Raw genomic sequence first — 18,825 nt, 5'->3', positions numbered from 1 at the left:
GGCTGCCACCCTTCCCTTGTGATCACCGGGGGAACCGATTGGCGGAGCACCCCCCTGCTTGCGCTAATGTATGTGTCGCAGCGAGCGCACGCCCCCTGGCGAGTGCCAAGGTAGGTGCGTTCGATGCACGAGACATTCCCCTGTAGCTCAATTGGCAGAGCAGCCGACTGTTAATCGGCAGGTTACTGGTTCGAGTCCAGTCGGGGGAGCTCGATCTCCTGTAGCTCAATTGGCAGAGCAGCCGGCTGTTAACCGGCAGGTTACTGGTTCGAGTCCAGTCGGGAGAGCTGACGAACAAGACCCCCGGGAACCCCGGGGGTCTTTTCGTGTCGTCTTCTTCGCCAGGTGGAACCGTACGCGGGCGCGCGGAGTCCTCTACCCCGAGCAAGGCCGACCATCCGGAGCAGGAGATCGTATGAGCGGCTATGCTGCGGCAGACGGCGCGCACACATGTACGCGCCACGCCGAAACGGGGCGGTAGCTCAGCCGGTTAGAGCAGCGGACTCATAATCCGTCGGCCGTGGGTTCGAGTCCCACCCGCCCCACACAGCCTTCTCCCAGAAGGAACGTTTCTAGCTGCGACTCAAGCATCCCGTAGTGGTTCCGCGCGTCAGGCAAGGCACGCCCGAAGGTCGCTAGCTCGGCCTACGTTCGGCCGAAACGCAGGCGATCAACGCCGCCCGGCCCAACGCTCTGACGGAGTACACGACATGGAGAAGCCCCGGCCGGATCATCCGGCCGGGGCTTCTCCATGCGCCCGACAGCTACGGGGCACGACGCACGGAGTGTCGGGCGACCGCGCCCACTGCTCGCCGTGCCGGTTGCCGTCGGTGTTCGCCTCGTTGTCCGGCGGCAGCGCGGTCTCGTCGACGATGGCGCGCAGCACGTCGTCGTCGCCGAGGCCGGCATGGTTGGCGCGGCCGTAGCCGACCAGGTGCACGCGGCCGTCCTCGGCGATGTCCCCGTGGCGCAGCGGCCGGCCAGGTCGCTGTGACCGTTGCGACAGATGGCGACCGCGGAGGCGGTGCTCTTGGCGACGGTGCAGTGGATCGGCACGCCGTTGACCGGGCCCCACAGCCCCTTGTGGTTGCGGTTGTGGTGCTGCCGGTCGCCGACCTCGACGACGGTGACGCACTCGGCGCGGAGCGCGTCGATGAACGGGGCAGGGGTCATGGGCGGTGCCATGGACTTTCCAGAAATGAGGAAGGCCCCGGCCGTATGGCGCGGGGCCCGGAGGGTGCGTGCGGCTGGTGGTCCGAGGTGATGCCGACGAACTGAGCGTGCTCCAGCGGCCAGGGCTGGTCGTGGTCCTGCCGGACCTCGACGCCGACGGGCATTCGAGTCTGTCCGGCGAACGCCCAGCTCACTGGGCCTCGATGGAAAGGCGGACCTGATCGCCGATGCCCCCATCCCGACCCAGCCGTGGCGCCGCCTGAGGTGATGGCTTCGACGTCCCACACGGGGGCTCCGGTCTGGATGACTGCCAGGGATTTGAGGGCGTGCGCGGTGAGTTGGCTCGGGTCGGTGATCCCGGATGCCGGGGTGCGGCGGTAGATGTGGCGGGGCCAGCCGCCGGCCTCAAGGGCCGTGGCGACTTGAGGCCGGGCTGGACAGGCGGGCGTCGCCCTCGCCCTCGCCGCGGGCCGTGACGACGGTGGTGCCCCTGCCCTGCTCGTAGGGCTCGGTGAGCGTGTACGTGGAGACGCAGCCTGGGAGGTCGAAGACTGCTTCCGGGGCGGCGGCCTGGCTGCCGATCATCGGGCGGACACGGACAGGAGGTGAGAAGCCCGGGTGAGCGGCGTCTGACCAGGTCACGTCTGCGGTCCACTCGGACCCGCCATCGAGGGCCATCACCTCCTGCATGGCACTGAGGCTGTCTTGTCGTCGGAGTCGAGGCTGGAGTGGTCCATGAGGACACCGGCGCTCGGTGCGAGCCGGCAGTCGGAGATAGATCAGTACCTGGTGCCCGTCAGTGCCATGCCACCAGCCAAGACTCGATCCAGGCCGGACGGGCAGGTCTCGAACCGGCCCGGTCCATGTGGTGATGGCCGTTACTGCCGAAGGCGCCCCGAACGCCCGGGGCATCCGACCGACTTCAGGTTTCCACCGAGCTGCACAACCCCGGACGAGGCCACTCTCGACGCGGTTCAGCGGTTCGACACAGCGTCGGCGAGCCTCGCCCCCGACCGGTCAGGGCCGTGGGTGACGGCGCGCCACGCGGAACCTGCGACACGGCTTCAGGAAATTTGAGCAGCTGACAACGGGTCGCTGGGCAGGGCTCACGAGCCATCAACTGCCGTACAAAAAAGGGCAATTGAGAGTCGAAGGAGCATGCCTCAGCCGACGGGAGCCTTCGCAGAGATACGGCCACACGGATTAATTTTCGGATATTCAGCACGTCCTATAAGTGATGAATGAGGTGATTTCTGTATCTTCTTTCGCAGAGCGGCTGTCCGGCCGATCTCTCCGAGAAGGAAGAAACTGACATGAGCAAGCGTTCCATTGCTGTCACCGCTGCTATCGCGGGCGCTGCAGCTCTTGCTGCCACCGGCATCAACTACGCCGCTGCTGCCGGCACGGAGGCGGCTCCGGCTGCTCCGGCTGTTCGTCAGGCGGCTGCTCCCGCGGCGGCGCCCCTCGGTGGCGACTCCGGCCAGGGCAAGGAGAAGGGCGGCAACCACCACTACTACGAGGGTCGGATCCACTTCAACGAGCGGTCCTACTCGGCCAGGACGGATGGCTGCATCACTGTGGTGAGCGGTCTGGGCGCCCGCAGCTTCAACGTCCGCAACGACAGCTGGAAGACTGTTGAGGTCTTCCGTGGTGCGACCTGCGACAACGGGTCTCCCGTTGCCACGGTCGGACCGTGGAGCACCAGCAACAGCGTCTCCCCCCACAAGATCCGTGGCGGCGTGTGGGTCAAGAACGGTGTTGTGGGCAGCTTCCGTGTAGTCGACGACTTCCGCGGGCGTGGTGGCTACGGTGGCGACCACGGCAAGGGCGAGTGGTAAATCCTGCCGCGGGAATAGTTGAGGCCCCGGCCCGTCGGAATCGGGCCGGGGCCATCAACGAAAGCTTAATCCAGCCGGGCATGCCGCGCCCGAAATGGCCTAATGCTTACACGGAGCGCCTCGCGCCCCGTGCCCGCACGAAGGTCATTTCGGGCGCTCGCCGGGCTGCGCCGCGTTTCGTCGAAGGCGCTTCAAGGCGGGTCCGGTTCGCGGCAGTGTCTCGAGATGGGCTCGTGGGCGGTCCCGGAATGTTGCCAGACTGCATGCTCGCTCCTCTGCTGAAGCGGCTTCGCTCCGGCGCCGAACGGACCGAGATCGGCGAGTTTCCGCGGCAAAAGCTGGAAAGTCACCTCGGCCTCGATCCTCTGGGCCTGCGGCCAGGCGCCATGGCCGTTCGAGTGACCGGCTGGTGGAACTCGGCCGGCTCGACAGATGACATGGCCGGCGCACAGCCGCTCCCTTCCCGTCGTCTCATCGCTGGCCTGGGTGTGCCGTTGACTGACGCGTAGGGGGCACGGTCCAACCGTTGCTCCCGGTGGGACACCGAAGCGAGGTGGTCGGTGGCGCGATCACCTTGAGGTGATCGACGCGATCGCATGGAATTCCAGACCGGATCACGGTGGGTGCATCTGCACGAGAAATACGGCAACTGGCGGGGCGTCTGCAACCGGCTGCAGATGTGGGCCCTCGATGGCGCCTAGGAGCGGATGTTCACCGCTCTGATGGCGCAGGCCGACGCCGATCAGGTCCTGGAGTGGCTCGTCGCGGTGCACTCCACGATCGTGCGTGCTCACCAGCACGCGGCCGGAGCCCCCTTTTGCGGGCTCCGGCCGCGTGCTGGTGAGCACGCTATCGGCAGGTCCCGTGGCGGACTGACTACCAAGATCCACCTCGCGGCCGACGGCGCCTGCCGACCCCCGGCCTTCCACCTCGCTGGCGGACAGCAGGAGACGCGCCCGCCTTCCCGGACGTGATGACCCGCCTCCGCGTTCCCCGCCCGCGCGGGCGGCCCCCGGACCCGGCCAGAGGTCCTCCTGCCCGACAAACCCATGCGCCTGTCCGGTCAAGCAGCCGCAGCGAGTGTTGACGGCATCGGTGGGGAGAACGTGATTGCCTCATCAGATCTCTGGCGGAAGGTCAGGCGTCGGCGGAGCTGACCGAGCATGCGGTTGAACAGGTGGCGGAGGGCCGCGTAGTAGCGGTCGCCGGTGTCCCGTCGATGGTTGTGGTGGGGGCGTGGGCACCTGGAGGTGAGTGCAGCGAAGGCCCAGTGTCTGCCGGTCGCGGCCGAGCGACTGTTCTTGACCCGGTGGTGCCTGACGCGACGGCTCTTGCTGGACTCCCGTGTCACCGGGGCGCTTCCGGCATACGCCTTCAGGTCCCGGGCCGCGTTGAACCGGGTGCGGTCGTCGCCTGTCTCGGCGGGTATCCGGGCACCGGTAGGCACGGCGTGACCGGGGAACCTCATGATGATCTCTGCGTCGGGATGCTGGAGAAAGAGTTCTTCGCTGTCGCGTGCCAGATCGCCGCAGGCTCGGCAGGCCGCCTCGCGTTGGGTGAGCAGGGCGAGCGGCCGGCGTCCCATCGCTGTCTCCACCAGGGCCGGTTGGCGGAGCCATGTCCGGCGGATCACCTTGAGCAGCCGGTCGGTCTCGTCCTCGATCCGGCGCCGGCGGCCGGCCTTCGTGGCATCGGCCTTGAGCCTTTGGCGGGTAAGTCCGATGGCCTCGGCCGGAGTGGGGGCGATCGCCAGGACCGCGCGGGCCTCACGGGACACCAGCCGCACGCGCTTGATGTGAACGCCTCCAGAACCGCCGGGTAGCACTCGCGTAGGTGCGAACGCAGCCGATTGTGGGCCCCGATGTGGTCCCAGACCGCGTCCTGTCGGGCTCTGGCGAGGACGGCGATCGCTCTGACCGGGTCGGAGTCGTCCGACAGCGGCCGGTGGAGCTCGGCGTCGGGCCGCAGGATGTCCGCCAGGACTGAGGCGTCCTGATGGTCCATCTCTTGCGGGAGACGACGTGCCGGTCGCGTGGCGGGCCACGGCCATCGGGTTGATCGCGAAGACCCGGCGCCCGGAGGCCCGCAGACAGGTCACCAGAAGTCCCCGCGAGGTCTTGATCGCGATCGGGATCGGCTTGTGCGGGCTGTCGCCGTGCTCGGCGAGCAGCCGCAGCAGGTCCTGGAAGCCCGCTGCGTCGTCGCTGATCCTTGGCTTGCAGGGCAGTCGGGCATCGGAATCGACCATCGCCACGTCAGGGTGGTCCTCAGCCCAGTCGATTCCGCGGGTCACGTGCATGCGCGCCCCTTTTCGAGCCTTCACCGTCCGCCGGCGTCGAGCCGCGGCGGGATCACTCGGCGACCTCATTCAAGTGCCACCGGCGCACCACCCCATCAGCCGTCCGTGGCCCCAGCTGTCCCCAAGGCCTCGCTCTCGCGAAGAGCTTCATGGCTCCGGCCGACCGGGAGGCGGCCCTGCGAACGGCTCGGACCACGGCACCGTACGGCGGCCGAGTCCCCAACGGCAGGGGCCGCGCGTGCATCCCTCTTGTCGGTGCGCTCCCAGGCGCTGCATACACGCCAGACGTCCCGCTCGGCCCCTGCCAGAACTGACCCAGCAGCGGCCCTCGACGCCCATGGGGCGTATTCATCTCGCGCTGTGCGCGCATCTGCGAAGACGCGGTATCCGGGCAGTGATCCCCGTCCCGGCGGAGCAGCGCAGCCACCGGTTTCGGCGCGGCCGCATGGGTGGCAGACCGCCCGCCTTCGACCGCGATGCAGACAAGCAGCGCAACACAGTCGAGGGGTGCATCAACCGCCTCGAACAGCGGCGCGGCGTCGCCAGGAACGTTTTGACCTGCGACACGCCGGAGCGTCCACCGTTCGGCGGACGTGATTCCCCGTCAGGTAGACCGTCGGCCACCCGCTGCCGACGCGAAGAGCCGACGCGAAGAGCCGACGCGAAGAGCCGGCGGGAAGGCCGTTGGGGGCAACCTCCGACACCTGGCTCGGGAGAAGCGCGAGCAGGTCGCGCGGGTCATCCATGGCGATGGCCCCCGGCGCCTCAGGGGAGGGGTGGGGAGGGGTCTGGGTCTCCAGGTCTTGGGCGGGGCCGTCGCTCCCTTCAAGCTGGCGGGGATACGTTCACGGGCGCACCAGGCTGATGCAAGATCGGCGATCTGACCGATCTGCCCCCTTTCCCTCCCCCCTTCCTTCCCTCCTCCCGTCGGCCCACGCGCCGGCTGCTCTGCTTCGCCGTAGCTTCCCGGCGCCCCCGCATCGGGTTCGCCGCCGAGGCGCTGAACCTGCCTGCACGGGGTATCGCACGCGCGGTAGGGGGTGTCCGACACGCGGAGGATCGAACGAGGTGGTGCTCTCCCTCATGCGCAACGAGGGACGACGTCGGCGTCAGGACCAGGACGGGCGGATCGCGAGCCCAGGTCGGTCTGCGCGGTGACGGCCGTGGCCGCCGAAGGCGCTCGGGACTCTCAGGACACCCGAGACGCACAGGGCATCCGGCTTCACGTGTTCACCGAGCTGAAGAAGCCGGACGAGGCCGCCGCCCTCCAGCCGCTCCAGTGGGTCGACATGGCCTCGGCGGGCCTCGCCTATACCGGCCGGTGACGCGAGCGACGGCGCGCCACGCGGAACCTGCGACACGGCTTCAGGAAATTTGAGCAGCTGACAGCGAGTCATCGGGCAGGGCGCGCGAGGCATCAACTGCCATGTGTAAGTGGGCAATTGGCGATCGGTGCGGATGCCTCGGGCGGTGTGCGCCTCCGTGGCCATACGGCCACACGGCTTATTTTTCGCATTTTCAGCACGTCTGATAAGTGACGAATGAGGTGATTTCTGTATCTTCATTCACAGAGCGGCTGTCCGGCCGATCTCTCCGAGAAGGAAGAAACTGACATGAGCAAGCGTTCCATTGCTGTCACCGCTGCCATCGCGGGTGCTGCAGCCCTTGCTGCCACCGGCATCAACTACGCCGCTGCTGCCGGCACGGAGGCGGCTCCGGCTGCTCCGGCTGTTCGTCAGGCGGCTGCTCCCGCGGCGGCGCCCCTCGGTGGCGACTCCGGCCAGGGCAAGGAGAAGGACGACGACTACAACGGCGGCTACCGGCACGAGGGTCGGATCCACATCAACGAGCGGTCCTACTCGGCCGGCTCGGACGGCTGCATCACCGTGGTCAGCGGTCTGGGTGCGAACAGCTTCAACGTCCGCAACGACAGCCGCAAGACTGTTGAGGTCTTCCGTGGTGCGACCTGCGACAACGGGTCTCCCGTTGCCACGGTCGGACCGTGGAGCACCAGCAACAGCGTCTCCCCCCACCGGGTCCGTGGCGGCGTGTGGGTCAAGCACGGCGTCGTGGGCAGCTTCCGCGTGGTCGACGACTACCGCCGTGGGGGCAAGGGCAGCTGGTAGTACCTGCTGCTGAAATAGTTGAGGCCCCGGCCCGTCGGAATCGGGCCGGGGCGGTCAACGAAAGTTTAACCCAGCCGGGCACGCCGCGCCCGAGATGGCTTAATGCCGGCATGGATCGCCTCAATTCCGTGCCTGCATGAGGGTGATTTCGGGCGCTCCCATGGACATGTCGCGCTTCGTCGAAGACGCGCCGAGGTATGTCCAGTTCTTCTGGCTCGATCGAGGCCCGACGCAGGGCCTCGATCGAGTCCGAAGCTTCCCAATCGGGGTGCCTCGCAGGGGTCCGGCAACCTGAAGGACTTCGCACCGTTCCATGCCGAGTTGCTCGTCAGGAACGCGCAGGGTCTTCGGGAAGTCGTAAGGGCGGGCGAGCTGTACACCCGTACTTACGTTCGGATATTCGGGAAAGTCACCTGTCAGAGTCACGTCGGCTGCCGTCGGTCATGTTGCACATTGCGTATACGGACGGGGGTATGCGAAATGGCTCCATGGCCGACCAGCCGAACACCGCAGTGGGTGGGATTGCGGGCTGTGCACGGGCTGAGCGTTCACCAGGCCGCGGACCTCCTTGCTCCGTCGATCCGTGACGCCGAATCCGCCTCTTTGGACTCGAGGGATGCATGAAAATGCCGCAGAGCTCGCTCAGAAAATCAAAGACTCCGGCCGCCGCGGCAATCTCGCAAAGACTTGAAGAGACCATCGAAAGCTCCGAGTACTGGGCAAGGAGGATGCCGCGCGAAGCCGTCCGCCTGGTACGCAAGGAGCGCCTCTACGGCGTCGCCGCCGGAGGCGTCAGCCTCCTCACCGGACTTCTGGCCTGGCCTCTGGTCGCCGAGTCCTCGATGCTCACGGCGCAGGTTCTCATCTCCGGGCTGTCGGGCCTCGCGGCGCTGGCCGTCGCCGCCCCCTACGCGAGCGGCCTGAGTGATCGCGGCGAGGACTCCATCAAGCTGGGCAGTGCGTACGGGGAAATGCATCGCGAACTCCTGCGCGACAGGGAGCAGATCGTCGAGGGACTCGAGAAGAACGCGTCTCACCTGTCCGGGTTCTACCAGCAGTTCGACTACATCGAAGAACGCAGGGATTCCCTCGGAATTCGCTCCAGGCCGTCAAGGCTGAGCGCATCCGGTGTTCCGCCGGCCGGTGAGTTCGCGGGGCGAGAGCAGGCCGTTCCGATCGCACCGGGAAGGTGTTCAAGGAGTTCGGCCCCCGCGGAGCCGGTGAGCAGTGCTCGTACCGTGGTCGTGGATCAGGACGCGGTCGCCACGCTCATCTACCTCGTGGCGAATCAGTTGACGTCGCAGAACCAGGCTTCGACAGCGGAGTTCGCCCGTCGCCCGTCTTCGTCTCAGCCCGAGATCTGCGAACAGGGTTCGACAAGGCGTCTCGAGCAGCATTGGCAGCCCGCCTTGCCATTCGACACCCCACGGAGTCCGGACTCGGGAAGGCGTGACGAAAACCGCCTCACGGCAACATCTCAGGCGTTTCTCTCGAAGCTGTCCGGTCCGGCGGGGCCACTGCGACGATTCAGCCGTTCGTGACGGTGTGTCCGGGCACGAACGACGAGTCATGCGGCGCCGGCCGAATGCTGCCGCCGAACGACTTCGCTCTCCCGAGCTTGATCTTCGATGTCCGTAGCCGAATGGCAGGCCGAACTTGAGCATTCGGTTCGGCCACCGGCCTACACGGTCACGGGCTGGCACGGAGGCGGTCCTCGGCTGGGCATGTGCTCCGACCTAGGAACACACACGTCCAGCACGAAGGCGTGGGGATGAGTCTGCTGGGTCACGACGCGAGGCAGGACCCGCCGGCACCCCCGCCCGCGTCCGCCGCGACTTTCGGCACATCCGCCCCAAGGCCGGCTGCCCGGCCCAGGTACCGAGACCGAAACCGTTCCGCCCCGGCCCCTGACCCATCGTCGGATCAGGCCCCGGCGCCGAGCGGATCACCTCACCCCGCCCTGGCCGCCTCGCGGCTGAAACGACGGCACCCGCGCATCGAGGGGACGCAGTCAGCCGATCGGCTGAGCGGAAGTGCCCGGCGAGCCCTTGCGTCCGTCACACACAGGGGCTCGGCCCGGCTGAACCGAGCGGTGCAAGCGGCCTGGCGAGTCGCCAGGTGATCAGGTGGTCCCGGGAGCTGTATCCGTAGGCCAACCCGCTTGGTGGGTGCGGCACATGAGGGCGCGCGACCGCGACGGCCGGACGCCGCCGCAGTCCGCCACACCCCCGGACGGACCGTTCCCCGACGCCGGTCGCGGCGCGGCCTCGCGTCACTGTTGATGTGGCCGGTCACGCGAACAGAGCAACATCCTCGCCGCAGCCCACGCGCGCGGGATCGGCCGGTCCGTAGCACCGTTCGCCGTATGGACTCCACGCCGATCGTCGTGCACCCGCCCACCCCCACCGGGGGCCGGCGGGTGGTAATCCAGGGGCACATCGCCGGGATCGCCCGGAGTGATGCCGACCTCGTCGCATTCCTCTGTCAGGCCGGCGTGACGGTTCACAGCGCACTTCTCGACGACGAGACATGGGTGAAGTGGCGGGGAGGGCGAGCCCACCACTACGCGGCACGATGAACATCGTGGACCCGCCGAGGGCAAGCGGGTCTTCCGGCCTCCGCAGCCATGCCTCTGCGCGCGTGCGGAGGTGAGCCCCCCGTCCCGGCCGCCGGAGCTCCCGCTGTTTTGCTCGGGCAGGCCTTCGCTGCCGGACTGATCGGCACCTGTCGCCACCGGGCCGGCCCCGATGCTGGTGCGTCGCGACTCATCCGTGGACTGCTCACGCCCGCCCGCCTGCGCACCGGCCCAGGGGCTCGGTGCGCACGGCGGTGAACCGGCTCGCCCGCATCAGGTCGATTTCGTGCCGGGGGACCAACTCCTGCTGTACGCGGACGGCGTGACCGAGGTCCGCGACGCGCACCGGCAAGGACGTCCCCGCGCCGCGGCGACCCCGGTCGGCGGAATCAGCCGGCCACCGGGGTGAGGGTGAGGGGCTGGACCTTGCCCTCCAGCATCGCGCCGAGGCCGAGGACCGCGCAGATGTCCGGGCGTTCGGCGATGTGGATCGGCACTCCCGTGGCCTCGCGCAGCATCTGGTCGAAACCGGGCAGCAGCGCGCTGCCGCCGACCATCATGATGCCGCGGTCCGCGAGGTCGGCCACCAGGTCGGGCGGGCAGTCCCGCAGGACCTGGCCGATGCCGTCGAGGACGGCGGTCAGCGGGGTGTGGATCGCGTGGCGCACGGCCGCCGTGTCGACGTGCACCGAGCGGGGCAGGCCCGTCGCCACGTCCCGGCCGTGGATCTCCGTCGACTCCGGGCCGTGCGGGGTGAGGCCGTTGCCGCTGAGGGCGATCTGCAGGGGACGTACGGACTGCGACGGGAGCATCAGCTCGTGGTGCTGGCGCAGGTGCTGGACCACCGCGTGGTCGATGGCATCGCCGCCGACCGGGATGCGCTCGGCGGTCACGATCGAGCCCAGGGAGAGGACGGCGATCTGCGTCGTGGCCGCCCCGCACACGATGATCATCGTGGCTTCCGGGCGCTCGACGGGCAGGCCGCAGCCGACGGCGGCGGCGATGAGGGTGTCGACGAGTTCGACGCGGCGCGCGCCGAGTCCGACCAGGGTCTCGACGGCGGCGCGCTGCGCGAGCGGGTCGGCGTCGTGCGGGGTGCAGGCGGCGGCGCGCAGCCGGGGCTTGCGGCGCAGCGTGCGGCGCAGCTTCTCGCCGAGGAGGTGGCGCAGCATGCGCTGGGCCATGTCGATGTCGACGACGGTGCCGCCGGAGACGGGGCGCATGACGCGGATGTAGTCGGGGGTGCGGCCCGTCATCTTCTCGGCGAGCTCACCGACCGCGATCAGGGCGCCGGTGCGGGTGTTGACGGCGGCGGCGCTCGGCTCGTCGACGACGAGGCCCGCGCCCTTCACGAACACCCGGGTCCGCGCGGCCCCCAGGTCGACGGCGAGATGGCAGCGGCGCAACTGCTCCAGACTGACGGTCATGGCAGATCCTCCCGAGAGCGCAGACCGTGACGGGTCGTCAAATAACGGCCCTTCTGGAATCCTCCGGCGGGGTGGCTCCGGGCGCGCGCTGGAATGAGCCGGGCGGGGTTCCGCCGGACGGGTGATCTTGCCGGGCGTTGTTAGCATCCCGTGTGACCAGCACCCCCTCCTCGCCGGACCAGGCAGACGCTTCCGAGGCCCCTGCGATACCCGCCTCCGCACCGGTGAAGGGCCCCGCGCCGGGTGGGCGCCGCCGGATTCTCGCCGATCTCACCCCGCTGCGTATCTCCGTCGACTACCGGCGCCTGTGGGTCGGCAACACGGTGTCCTGGACGGGCCAGGCGATGACCGCGCTCGCGGTGTCCCTCCAGGTGTACGACATCACGCGCTCCAGCTTCTCCGTGGGCCTCGTCGGCCTGTTCTCGCTGGTCCCGCTGGTCGTCTTCGGCCTCTACGGGGGTGCCATCGCGGACACGATGGACCGGCGCAAGCTCGGCCTGTACAGCGCGTCCGGTTCGTGCGCGCTGTCCGTGGCACTGGCCGTCGCGGCGCTCGCCGGCTATCACCGGGTGTGGCTGCTCTACGCGGTCGTGGCCCTCCAGGCGGTGTGCGGGGCGCTCAACTCCCCGGCACGCACGTCGATGATCCCGCGCCTGCTGCCGTCGGAACACCTGCCGGCGGCGAACGCGCTCAACTCCATGACGAGCACGGCCGGCACCCTCATCGGCCCCATGCTGGGCGGGGTCGTGGTCGGCCTGTGGGGCTACCAGACGGCGTACCTGATCGACGCGGTCGCCTTCTCGGCGGCTCTGTACGCGATGTGGCGGTTGCCCGCGATGCTGCCGGACGGGCCGGAGGGGGAGCGGCGCAAGCGGGCCTCCGTCGTGGACGGCCTGCGGTTCCTGGCCGGGCGGCCCAACCTCCGGATGACCTTCTTCACGGACATGTGCGCGATGGTCCTCGCGTATCCGCGGGCGCTGTACCCGGCCGTCGCGCTGCTCTGGTACGGCGGCGACGCCCGGACCACCGGCCTGCTCGTCGCCGCTCCCGCGGTGGGCGCTCTGCTGGGTGGGGTGTTCTCCGGCTGGCTCGGCCGCGTGCACCGGCACGGCCTGGCGGTCGTGATCGCCGTGTGCGGGTGGGGCCTCGCCATCGCCGTCTTCGGCCTGACCAGAAACCTCTGGCTCGGCCTCTTCTTCCTCGCGCTCGCCGGCTGCGCGGACACGGTCTCGATGGTCTTCCGCGGCACGATGCTCCAGGTCGCGGCCCCCGACGAGATGCGCGGCCGCCTCCAGGGCGTCTTCATCGTGGTCGTGGCGGGCGGCCCCCGCCTCGGCGACTTCGTCGCAGGCTCGACGGCCGACCTCGCGTCCCCCACGGTGGCGATCACGGGCGGCGGCGCGGCGTGCGTGGTGGCGGTCCTGCTCCTCGCCCTGAAGTGGCGCAAGTTCCTGAGCTACGACGCCAGGAGGCCTACGGCGTGAGGGCGCTCGGGGTGTCACGGCGGCGGGGCGCGCAGCGGTACTCCGGCGAGCGGCCGCGGATCTGCGTGCGGTCGTGTTTCGAGCCGGGGACGAGTCCTTTGCCGGTGGCGCCGCCCGCGGCCTGAGGGGCGTCAGCGGTGCAGGGCGTCGAGGAGATCTGTCAGGTTGCGGACCAGGTGGTGGGCACCGGCGTCGGTCAGGCAGGTGGCTGTGCGGCGGTTCGGGGCGTAGCCGATGAAGGGGAGGCCTGCCGTCCGGGCCGCGGTCAGCTCCGCGGGGGACGAGCCGATGAGTACGCCGTGCGGGGTGGGGGAGCCCGGCTGGTGCAGGGCGCGGTGCGGGACGTCCGGGTTCGGCATGAGCAGGCGGGGGTCTTCGGAGCGGCCGTGGACGCCCGCGCGGACGGCGAGGGCACGGTTCTGGAGATGAGCCGAGACGGCGTGCGGTGACACGTCGCTGACCACGGACACCGGGCGGCCGGTGGAGTTGAGCGTGCGGATCAGGAGGTCCGCGTCGCGGGTGGGCCGACGGGGCGCGCCGTCCTCGGTCTCGTACTCCACCAAACCGTCCATGCCACCCCCGTGAAACCGGTCGAAACGTGTGACACGTGCCTAACACCATGGTGAGCGAGGGGTGTTGGGGCTGTCAGGCGCACCCGGAGGCCCGCATGGAGATGGCATCGCGACGGCGTCCGGGTCGCGTCCGGGTCGCGTCCGGGTCGCTCCCTGGCGGGAAGGCGCCAGGGCAGCTTCCCGCCAGGTCCCGTCAATGTCGCTGTAACAGTGGGCACTTCACACTCTTCGCAGTGCTCGGGTAACACCCCGACCCGAGGCTTACGAAGAGAGGCAACGATGACCAGAGGACCAGCGAGACGGGGCGCGGCCCTGCTGTCGGCCGGGCTCGCGCTAGCGCTGCTTCCGGGCGGGCAGGCCGTCGCCGGTGACACCACCACCCCGGCGGCCCACGCCACCACGCCCGCCGCCCGAGCCGCTCACACAGTGACCCTGGTGACCGGTGACAAGGTGACCGTCACCGACCTCGGCGGCGACAAGAAGGCCGTCACCGTCGACCGCGCGAAGGGCGCGACCGGCGCCGTCAGGACCCAGGTGAACGACGGCAGGATCAGCGTCGTACCCGACGAGGCGCGTGCCTACCTGGCGGCCGGGACTCTGGACGCCCGGCTCTTCGACGTGAGTGAGCTGATACGCCAGGGCCTGTCCGACGCCAAGGCCGACGCGACCCCGCTCATCGTGTCGTACAGCGGGAAGAGTGCCCGTTCCGCGGCGCGCACCCCGAAGGGCGCCGACCGGACCCGCGCTCTCGCCAGTATCGGCGGCGCCGCCGTGGACGCCGGCAAGGGCCGCACGTTCTGGAACGCCGTGACCGCCCCCGAGGGCAAGGACTTCGCCGACGGCATCGGCAAGATCTGGCTCGACGGCCGCGTCAAGGCCGACATGGCCGAGAGCAACGAGCAGATCGGCACCCCGAAGGCCTGGGAGGCCGGGCTCACCGGCAAGGGCGTGAAGGTCGCCGTCCTCGACACCGGCTACGACGCCACGCACCCCGACCTCGCGTCCCGCGTCACCGAGTCCAAGTCCTTCATCGAGGGCCAGGAGGTCGCGGACCGCAACGGCCACGGCACCCACGTCACCTCGACCGTGGGCGGCAGCGGAGCCGCCTCCGACGGCAAGGAGAAGGGCGTCGCCCCCGACGCGACCCTCGCCGTCGGCAAGGTCCTCAGCAACGAGGGTTCCGGCAGCGAGTCGCAGATCATCGCCGGTATGGAGTGGGCCGCCAAGGACATCCACGCCAAGGTCGTCTCGATGAGCCTCGGTTCGTCCGAGGCCAGCGACGGCACCGACCCGATGGCCGCCGCCGTGAACTCCCTGTCCAAGGAGACCGGCGCCCTCTTCGTCATCGCCGCGGGCAACTCCGGCGCCCCCGGCTCCATCGGCTCGCCCGGCGCCGCCGACTCCGCCCTCACCGTGGGCGCCGTCGACTCCTCCGACCAGGCCGCCTACTTCACCAGCAAGGGTCCCCGCTTCGGGGACAACGGGCTCAAGCCCGACCTGTCCGCGCCCGGCGTCGACATCCTCGCCGCCCGCTCCTCGCTGGTCTCCGGCAGCGGCCCGTACACCACCATGAGCGGTACGTCGATGGCGACGCCGCACGTCGCCGGTGTCGCGGCCCTGCTCGCCCAGAAGCACCCCGACTGGACGGGCGAGCAGCTCAAGGACGGGCTGATGTCCACGTCCGAGGAACTCGCCGACTCCGCCTACGACCTGGGCTCGGGACGCGTCAGCGTGCCCGACGCCGTGACCGCGGACGTCACCGCGACCGGCAGCGCCGACCTCGGCTATTACAAGTGGCCGTACGAGAGCAACAAGCCGGTCACGAAGACGGTCATCTACAGCAACTCCTCCGACAGCCCGGTGGAGCTGACGCTGGCCGCGGAGGGCGCGGCCGACGGCGTCGTCTCGCTCGCCGACAGCAAGCTGACGGTGCCGGCACACGGCACCGCCTCCACGACTGTGACCGGCGACGGCGCCAAGGCCGCCGTCGGGAACACCAGCGGGCGCATCGTCGCGTCCGTGGCCGGGAAGCCCGTCGCGCACACGGCGTTCGGCCTGGTCAAGGAGGAGGAGCGGTACACGCTCACCGTCCATGTGAAGGACCGGGACGGCGCCGCGACGGCCGCGTATCTCGGCGTGCAGCAGCTCGTCGGGAACACCGATCCGTTCCCCGCCACGGTCGGTGACTCCGGCACCCTCCAGCTGCGCCTGAAGCCCGGCTCGTACTACGTCGAGTCCTACCTCGACGTGCGCGGCAGCCACGGCAAGGACTCCCTCGGACTCGGCTACCTCGCCGACCCGGAGATCAAGCTCGACCGGGACCGCGAGATCACCCTCGACGGGCGGCAGTTGAAGGAGATCAAGGCCGACGTCGGCCGGACGGCCCAGACCCGCCAGCTCCTCATGGAGGCCGACCGCAAGGCGGGCGGCGCCGACTACATGAGCGCGGTCCAGCTGCCCGTCAAGTACGACAGCGTCTTCGCCGCGCCGACTCACAAGGTCACCGACGGGTCCTTCGAGTACCGCACCGTGTGGCGCCTCGGGAAGCCCACGCTCCAGGTGGACGGGCTCCGCGATGCCGTCGTCCAGCCTGGCTCCACCCTGACCGAGGGCCGCAGCAAGCTCGCGGTCGTGGACGCCGGCGCCGGTGCGCCCACCGACTACACGGGCAAGAACGTGCGCGGCAAGGCCGTTCTCGTCCGCCGCACCGACGCGCTCTCCCCGGCCGAGCTCGCCCAGGCCGCGCAGGACGCGGGTGCCAAGGCGCTGTTCGTCACCGACGACGCAGCGGGCAGGCTCAACGCCTGGTTCGGCACGGACGACGGCGCCGACCGTCCGCTCCAGATCGCCACGGTCGACTCCGCGGACGGCGCGAAGCTCGCCGCGGCCGCGAAGGCGGGCCACAGCGTCGCGATGACCGGCACCCGCAACACACCGTGGGTGTACGACGTCACCGACGAGCACAAGGGTGCCGTCCCGGGCGGCGACCTGACCTACCGGCCCGGCAAGTCCGAACTGGCTGTCCTGGACGCCAAGTTCCATGCGGTGAAGCCCCAGGCGGGCGGCGAGTTCCGCTACTCGATCACCGACACCTTCCACATCGGCCTCGGCTTCCTCGAGAAGATCGACTACCCGGCCGAGCGCACCGACTACGTCTCCACCGGCACCGGCCAGAAGTGGCACGAGTCCGTCCAGACCGGCCCGACCGACCTGGAGCAGCGCAGCGGCCTGATCACCTACAAGGGCGGCAAGCACTCCGAGCTCGACTGGTTCAAGCCGGTCTGGCACCCGTGGCTCGGCACCGGTCTCGGCTGGGGCCAGCAGCGCTCCGGCGACACCCTCCAGTTCAACGTGCCCGGCTGGGGCGACTCCGGCCCCGACCACACCGGCTTCGGCGACGTGTGGAGCGACAGCACCCAGACGCAGAACACCGAGGTGTACGTCGACGGGGTGCTCAAGGACCGCAAGAAGAGCTCCGCCGTGTATGTGTGGGACGCCGACCCGGCCGAGCACACCTACAAGGTCGTCACCGACACGGCGCTCGACCCCGCGCGCTGGAAGCTGGCCACGAAGGGCCACTCCGAGTGGACGTTCAAGTCCGCCGAGACCCCCGACGACCGGTGGACGTTCCTGCCGCTGCTCAACCTCGGCTTCGACGTCGACACCGACCTCGCGGGCAACGTCCGCGGCGGACACCGGATCCCCGTCGGCATCTTCTCCGAGTACGTCAAGGGCGCCCCGGACACCGGGAAGATCGGCGGCGGCACCCTGGAGGTGTCGTACGACGACGGCAAGACCTGGACGAAGGTCGCGCTCGACGGGCACGGCGCGTCCTGGAAGGGCACGCTGAAGGTGCCGGGCGACGCGGAGTACGTGTCCCTGCGCGCCTCGGCGAGCGACGACCGCGGTGGCAAGGTCACCCAGGAGATCATCCGGGCGGTGGGGGTCAAGTAGCCCTTCCGGTACCGATGTTCTGACCGGTACGGGTGCACTGACCTGTACGGATGTCTGGCCGAAGGCCCGGCACGGCAGCCAGCCGCGCCGGGCCTTCGCGTGCGTCTCGGCGCCCTCGACGTCCACCCAGTGATACGTCGCTGTCCGCCATGCGGGAACGCCCTTGTGGGGGCGCCGTGGCCGCGGACAGGATGCGTGCATGGCTCCGGTACTCGTCTCGCGCGTGCTCGTCTCGCGCCGCCACGTGGATCTTCTGCGTGTGTCGACGATGCTCTGTCCGGCCGCTTCCGGCCCCGACGCCCTTTCCTGAGGCGCTCCGGGGAGGCGTTCCCTCGCCCGGTCCGCCCGCGTCCCGTGTCCTTCGAGCCGCCCCGGCGGCCCCGCGTCCGTTCCCGCAGTAGTCCACGCCCCCGCGCGATTCCCGAGGTGTCGTCATGCCCGAGAACCATCCTCTGCTGCACTGGTACCTGCCGGCCCGGCGGCCGGCCGACATCGACTCGCTGGCCCCCACGGCCCTCGCCGCGGAGCGTGCCGGGTTCGACTCGCTCTCGATGCCGGCCGGCGGCCCCGACCCGTGGGCGCTCGCGTCGGGGCTCTGTCGTCAGACCGAGCGGATCGGCTTCCTCGTCGCGCTGCCCACGGGCAGCGCGGGACCCACCGTCATCGCCCAACAGGCCGACGCGTTCCGCCGGTTCGCGGGCGGCCGCCTCAGGCTCGACGTCGGCGCGCACGGCGCCGGGCTGACCCACGACCAGCGTTACGGGCGCACCGACGAGGTGATGGCCGTCGTGCGCGACCTGCTCGACGGCAGGCGCATCGACTTCCAGGGGGAGCATGTGCAGGTCGAGGGCGCCCAGTTGAGCGACCCGGCCGTCGAGCATCCGGTGCCGCTCTACTTCGGGGGCGAATCCCCGGCCGCCGACGGCATCGCGGCCCGGCGGGCCGATGTGCGGCTGGTGAGGAGCGCGCCGCCGGCCGTCGTCGCGGAGCGCGTCGCCCGCTCGCGGGACCGTAATCCGCGGCTGCGGTACGGGCTCCGCCTGCGCCTGGTGGGCCGCGCCGAGGAGTCCGAGGCGCGGGACGCGGCGGACCGGATCGTGGACGACGGCCGGAGCGGACCGGCGGGGGACACGGTCGTCGGCACGTACGACGAGGTGGCGCGGCGGCTGTTCGCCTACCGGCAGCTCGGCATCGACGAGTTCGTCCTCTACGGCTGTACGGGTCCCGGCGAGCCGGCCCGCGTAGCCGGTGAGGTCCTTCCGCGGCTGCGTGCCCTCACGGACGCGGCCGCGGTGTGCGGGGCGTGACGCGCGGCGGCGCCGCCTCCCCGTGGGACCGGGGAGACGGCGCCGCCGCGGTTGACTCCGCGTGACCTGC

Annotated in this window: 12 protein-coding genes, 3 tRNA genes and 3 pseudogenes; 13 read left to right on the top strand and 5 right to left on the bottom strand. The window is 69.9% G+C overall.

What is annotated here, in order from left to right; translation table 11 throughout:
* Window positions 1–136 precede the first annotated feature (136 nt).
* From LGI35_RS16295 to LGI35_RS16285, 3 genes are all read left to right on the top strand, one after another.
* Window positions 137–209 (top strand) — tRNA-Asn (locus LGI35_RS16295).
* 5 nt (window positions 210–214) lie between these two features.
* Window positions 215–287: transfer RNA gene (locus tag LGI35_RS16290), tRNA-Asn, on the top strand.
* A 184-nt stretch (window positions 288–471) separates the two neighbouring features.
* A tRNA-Ile gene (locus LGI35_RS16285) sits at window positions 472–545 on the top strand.
* A gap of 269 nt (window positions 546–814) precedes the next feature.
* Here the strand turns inward: LGI35_RS16285 and LGI35_RS16280 are convergent.
* Both LGI35_RS16280 and LGI35_RS16275 read right to left on the bottom strand, forming a co-directional pair.
* A pseudogene (locus LGI35_RS16280) lies at window positions 815–1,185 on the bottom strand (N-acetylmuramoyl-L-alanine amidase); the annotation flags it as partial.
* Window positions 1,186–1,578: 393 nt separating this feature from the next.
* Window positions 1,579–1,863, bottom strand: a complete 285-nt coding sequence (locus LGI35_RS16275; protein ID WP_227294546.1) for a hypothetical protein — start codon at window positions 1,861–1,863, stop codon at window positions 1,579–1,581.
* A 623-nt stretch (window positions 1,864–2,486) separates the two neighbouring features.
* On the opposite strand from LGI35_RS16275, the gene LGI35_RS16270 reads away from it, so the two are divergent.
* A complete protein-coding gene (locus LGI35_RS16270) occupies window positions 2,487–3,011 on the top strand; it encodes a hypothetical protein (protein ID WP_227294545.1) in 525 nt (174 codons plus the stop codon).
* A 263-nt stretch (window positions 3,012–3,274) separates the two neighbouring features.
* Window positions 3,275–3,520, top strand: coding sequence for a hypothetical protein (locus tag LGI35_RS16265; protein ID WP_227294544.1), 246 nt, complete (start codon window positions 3,275–3,277; stop codon window positions 3,518–3,520).
* A gap of 554 nt (window positions 3,521–4,074) precedes the next feature.
* Here the strand turns inward: LGI35_RS16265 and LGI35_RS46615 are convergent.
* A pseudogene (locus tag LGI35_RS46615) lies at window positions 4,075–5,310 on the bottom strand (IS110 family transposase).
* Between the two features lie 324 nt (window positions 5,311–5,634).
* On the opposite strand from LGI35_RS46615, the pseudogene LGI35_RS16250 reads away from it, so the two are divergent.
* The 5 genes and pseudogenes from LGI35_RS16250 to LGI35_RS16230 all read left to right on the top strand — a co-directional run.
* Window positions 5,635–5,854, top strand: a pseudogene (locus LGI35_RS16250) (IS5/IS1182 family transposase); the annotation flags it as partial.
* A gap of 1,069 nt (window positions 5,855–6,923) precedes the next feature.
* Window positions 6,924–7,436: a hypothetical protein gene (locus LGI35_RS16245; protein ID WP_227294542.1), complete on the top strand. Its 513-nt coding sequence runs from the start codon at window positions 6,924–6,926 to the stop codon at window positions 7,434–7,436.
* Between the two features lie 620 nt (window positions 7,437–8,056).
* Window positions 8,057–8,977: a hypothetical protein gene (locus LGI35_RS16240; protein ID WP_227294541.1), complete on the top strand. Its 921-nt coding sequence runs from the start codon at window positions 8,057–8,059 to the stop codon at window positions 8,975–8,977.
* Window positions 8,978–9,801: 824 nt separating this feature from the next.
* A complete protein-coding gene (locus LGI35_RS16235) occupies window positions 9,802–10,014 on the top strand; it encodes a hypothetical protein (RefSeq protein WP_227294540.1) in 213 nt (70 codons plus the stop codon).
* A 169-nt stretch (window positions 10,015–10,183) separates the two neighbouring features.
* Window positions 10,184–10,420 carry a SpoIIE family protein phosphatase gene (locus tag LGI35_RS16230; protein ID WP_341483366.1) on the top strand — a complete coding sequence of 79 codons (237 nt, stop codon included), beginning with the start codon at window positions 10,184–10,186 and terminating at the stop codon, window positions 10,418–10,420.
* On the opposite strand, the gene mreB is transcribed toward LGI35_RS16230, so the two are convergent.
* Window positions 10,401–11,438 (bottom strand): rod shape-determining protein, encoded by a 1,038-nt coding sequence (mreB, locus tag LGI35_RS16225; protein WP_227294539.1) that lies wholly within the window; start codon window positions 11,436–11,438, stop codon window positions 10,401–10,403. The two genes, LGI35_RS16230 and mreB, sit on opposite strands and share 20 nt — an antisense overlap.
* Window positions 11,439–11,662: 224 nt before the next feature.
* Here mreB and LGI35_RS16220 point away from each other — a divergent pair, with 224 nt between their 5' ends.
* Window positions 11,663–12,922 (top strand): MFS transporter, encoded by a 1,260-nt coding sequence (locus LGI35_RS16220; protein WP_227300324.1) that lies wholly within the window; start codon window positions 11,663–11,665, stop codon window positions 12,920–12,922.
* Between the two features lie 131 nt (window positions 12,923–13,053).
* Here the strand turns inward: LGI35_RS16220 and LGI35_RS16215 are convergent, their stop codons facing one another.
* The gene (locus LGI35_RS16215) at window positions 13,054–13,494 is read right to left on the bottom strand and encodes an HAD family hydrolase (RefSeq protein WP_227294538.1); all 441 of its coding nucleotides are present in this window, start codon (window positions 13,492–13,494) and stop codon (window positions 13,054–13,056) included.
* Window positions 13,495–13,773: 279 nt separating this feature from the next.
* Between LGI35_RS16215 and LGI35_RS16210 the strand changes: the two genes are divergently transcribed.
* Both LGI35_RS16210 and LGI35_RS16205 read left to right on the top strand, forming a co-directional pair.
* Complete coding sequence (locus tag LGI35_RS16210; protein ID WP_227294537.1) at window positions 13,774–17,448, top strand: S8 family serine peptidase; 3,675 nt, start codon at window positions 13,774–13,776, stop codon at window positions 17,446–17,448.
* 434 nt (window positions 17,449–17,882) lie between these two features.
* Window positions 17,883–18,755: an LLM class flavin-dependent oxidoreductase gene (locus tag LGI35_RS16205; protein WP_227294536.1), complete on the top strand. Its 873-nt coding sequence runs from the start codon at window positions 17,883–17,885 to the stop codon at window positions 18,753–18,755.
* Window positions 18,756–18,825: the final 70 nt, after the last annotated feature.

The sequence above is a fragment of the Streptomyces longhuiensis genome, from assembly GCF_020616555.1.
Taxonomy (GTDB): domain Bacteria; phylum Actinomycetota; class Actinomycetes; order Streptomycetales; family Streptomycetaceae; genus Streptomyces; species Streptomyces longhuiensis.
This window is presented reverse-complemented; position numbering and strand designations above follow the sequence as displayed.

What these genes read in the sequence shown, in the direction of transcription:
- LGI35_RS16275 (WP_227294546.1), bottom strand. Translation starts at nt 1,863, where the DNA reads ATGCAGGAGGTGATGGCCCTCGATGGCGGGTCCGAGTGGACCGCAGAC.
- LGI35_RS16270 (WP_227294545.1), top strand. Translation starts at nt 2,487, where the DNA reads ATGAGCAAGCGTTCCATTGCTGTCACCGCTGCTATCGCGGGCGCTGCA.
- LGI35_RS16265 (WP_227294544.1), top strand. Translation starts at nt 3,275, where the DNA reads ATGCTCGCTCCTCTGCTGAAGCGGCTTCGCTCCGGCGCCGAACGGACC.
- LGI35_RS16245 (WP_227294542.1), top strand. Translation starts at nt 6,924, where the DNA reads ATGAGCAAGCGTTCCATTGCTGTCACCGCTGCCATCGCGGGTGCTGCA.
- LGI35_RS16240 (WP_227294541.1), top strand. Translation starts at nt 8,057, where the DNA reads ATGAAAATGCCGCAGAGCTCGCTCAGAAAATCAAAGACTCCGGCCGCC.
- LGI35_RS16235 (WP_227294540.1), top strand. Translation starts at nt 9,802, where the DNA reads ATGGACTCCACGCCGATCGTCGTGCACCCGCCCACCCCCACCGGGGGC.
- LGI35_RS16230 (WP_341483366.1), top strand. Translation starts at nt 10,184, where the DNA reads ATGCTGGTGCGTCGCGACTCATCCGTGGACTGCTCACGCCCGCCCGCC.
- mreB (WP_227294539.1), bottom strand. Translation starts at nt 11,438, where the DNA reads ATGACCGTCAGTCTGGAGCAGTTGCGCCGCTGCCATCTCGCCGTCGAC.
- LGI35_RS16215 (WP_227294538.1), bottom strand. Translation starts at nt 13,494, where the DNA reads ATGGACGGTTTGGTGGAGTACGAGACCGAGGACGGCGCGCCCCGTCGG.
- LGI35_RS16210 (WP_227294537.1), top strand. Translation starts at nt 13,774, where the DNA reads ATGACCAGAGGACCAGCGAGACGGGGCGCGGCCCTGCTGTCGGCCGGG.
- LGI35_RS16205 (WP_227294536.1), top strand. Translation starts at nt 17,883, where the DNA reads ATGCCCGAGAACCATCCTCTGCTGCACTGGTACCTGCCGGCCCGGCGG.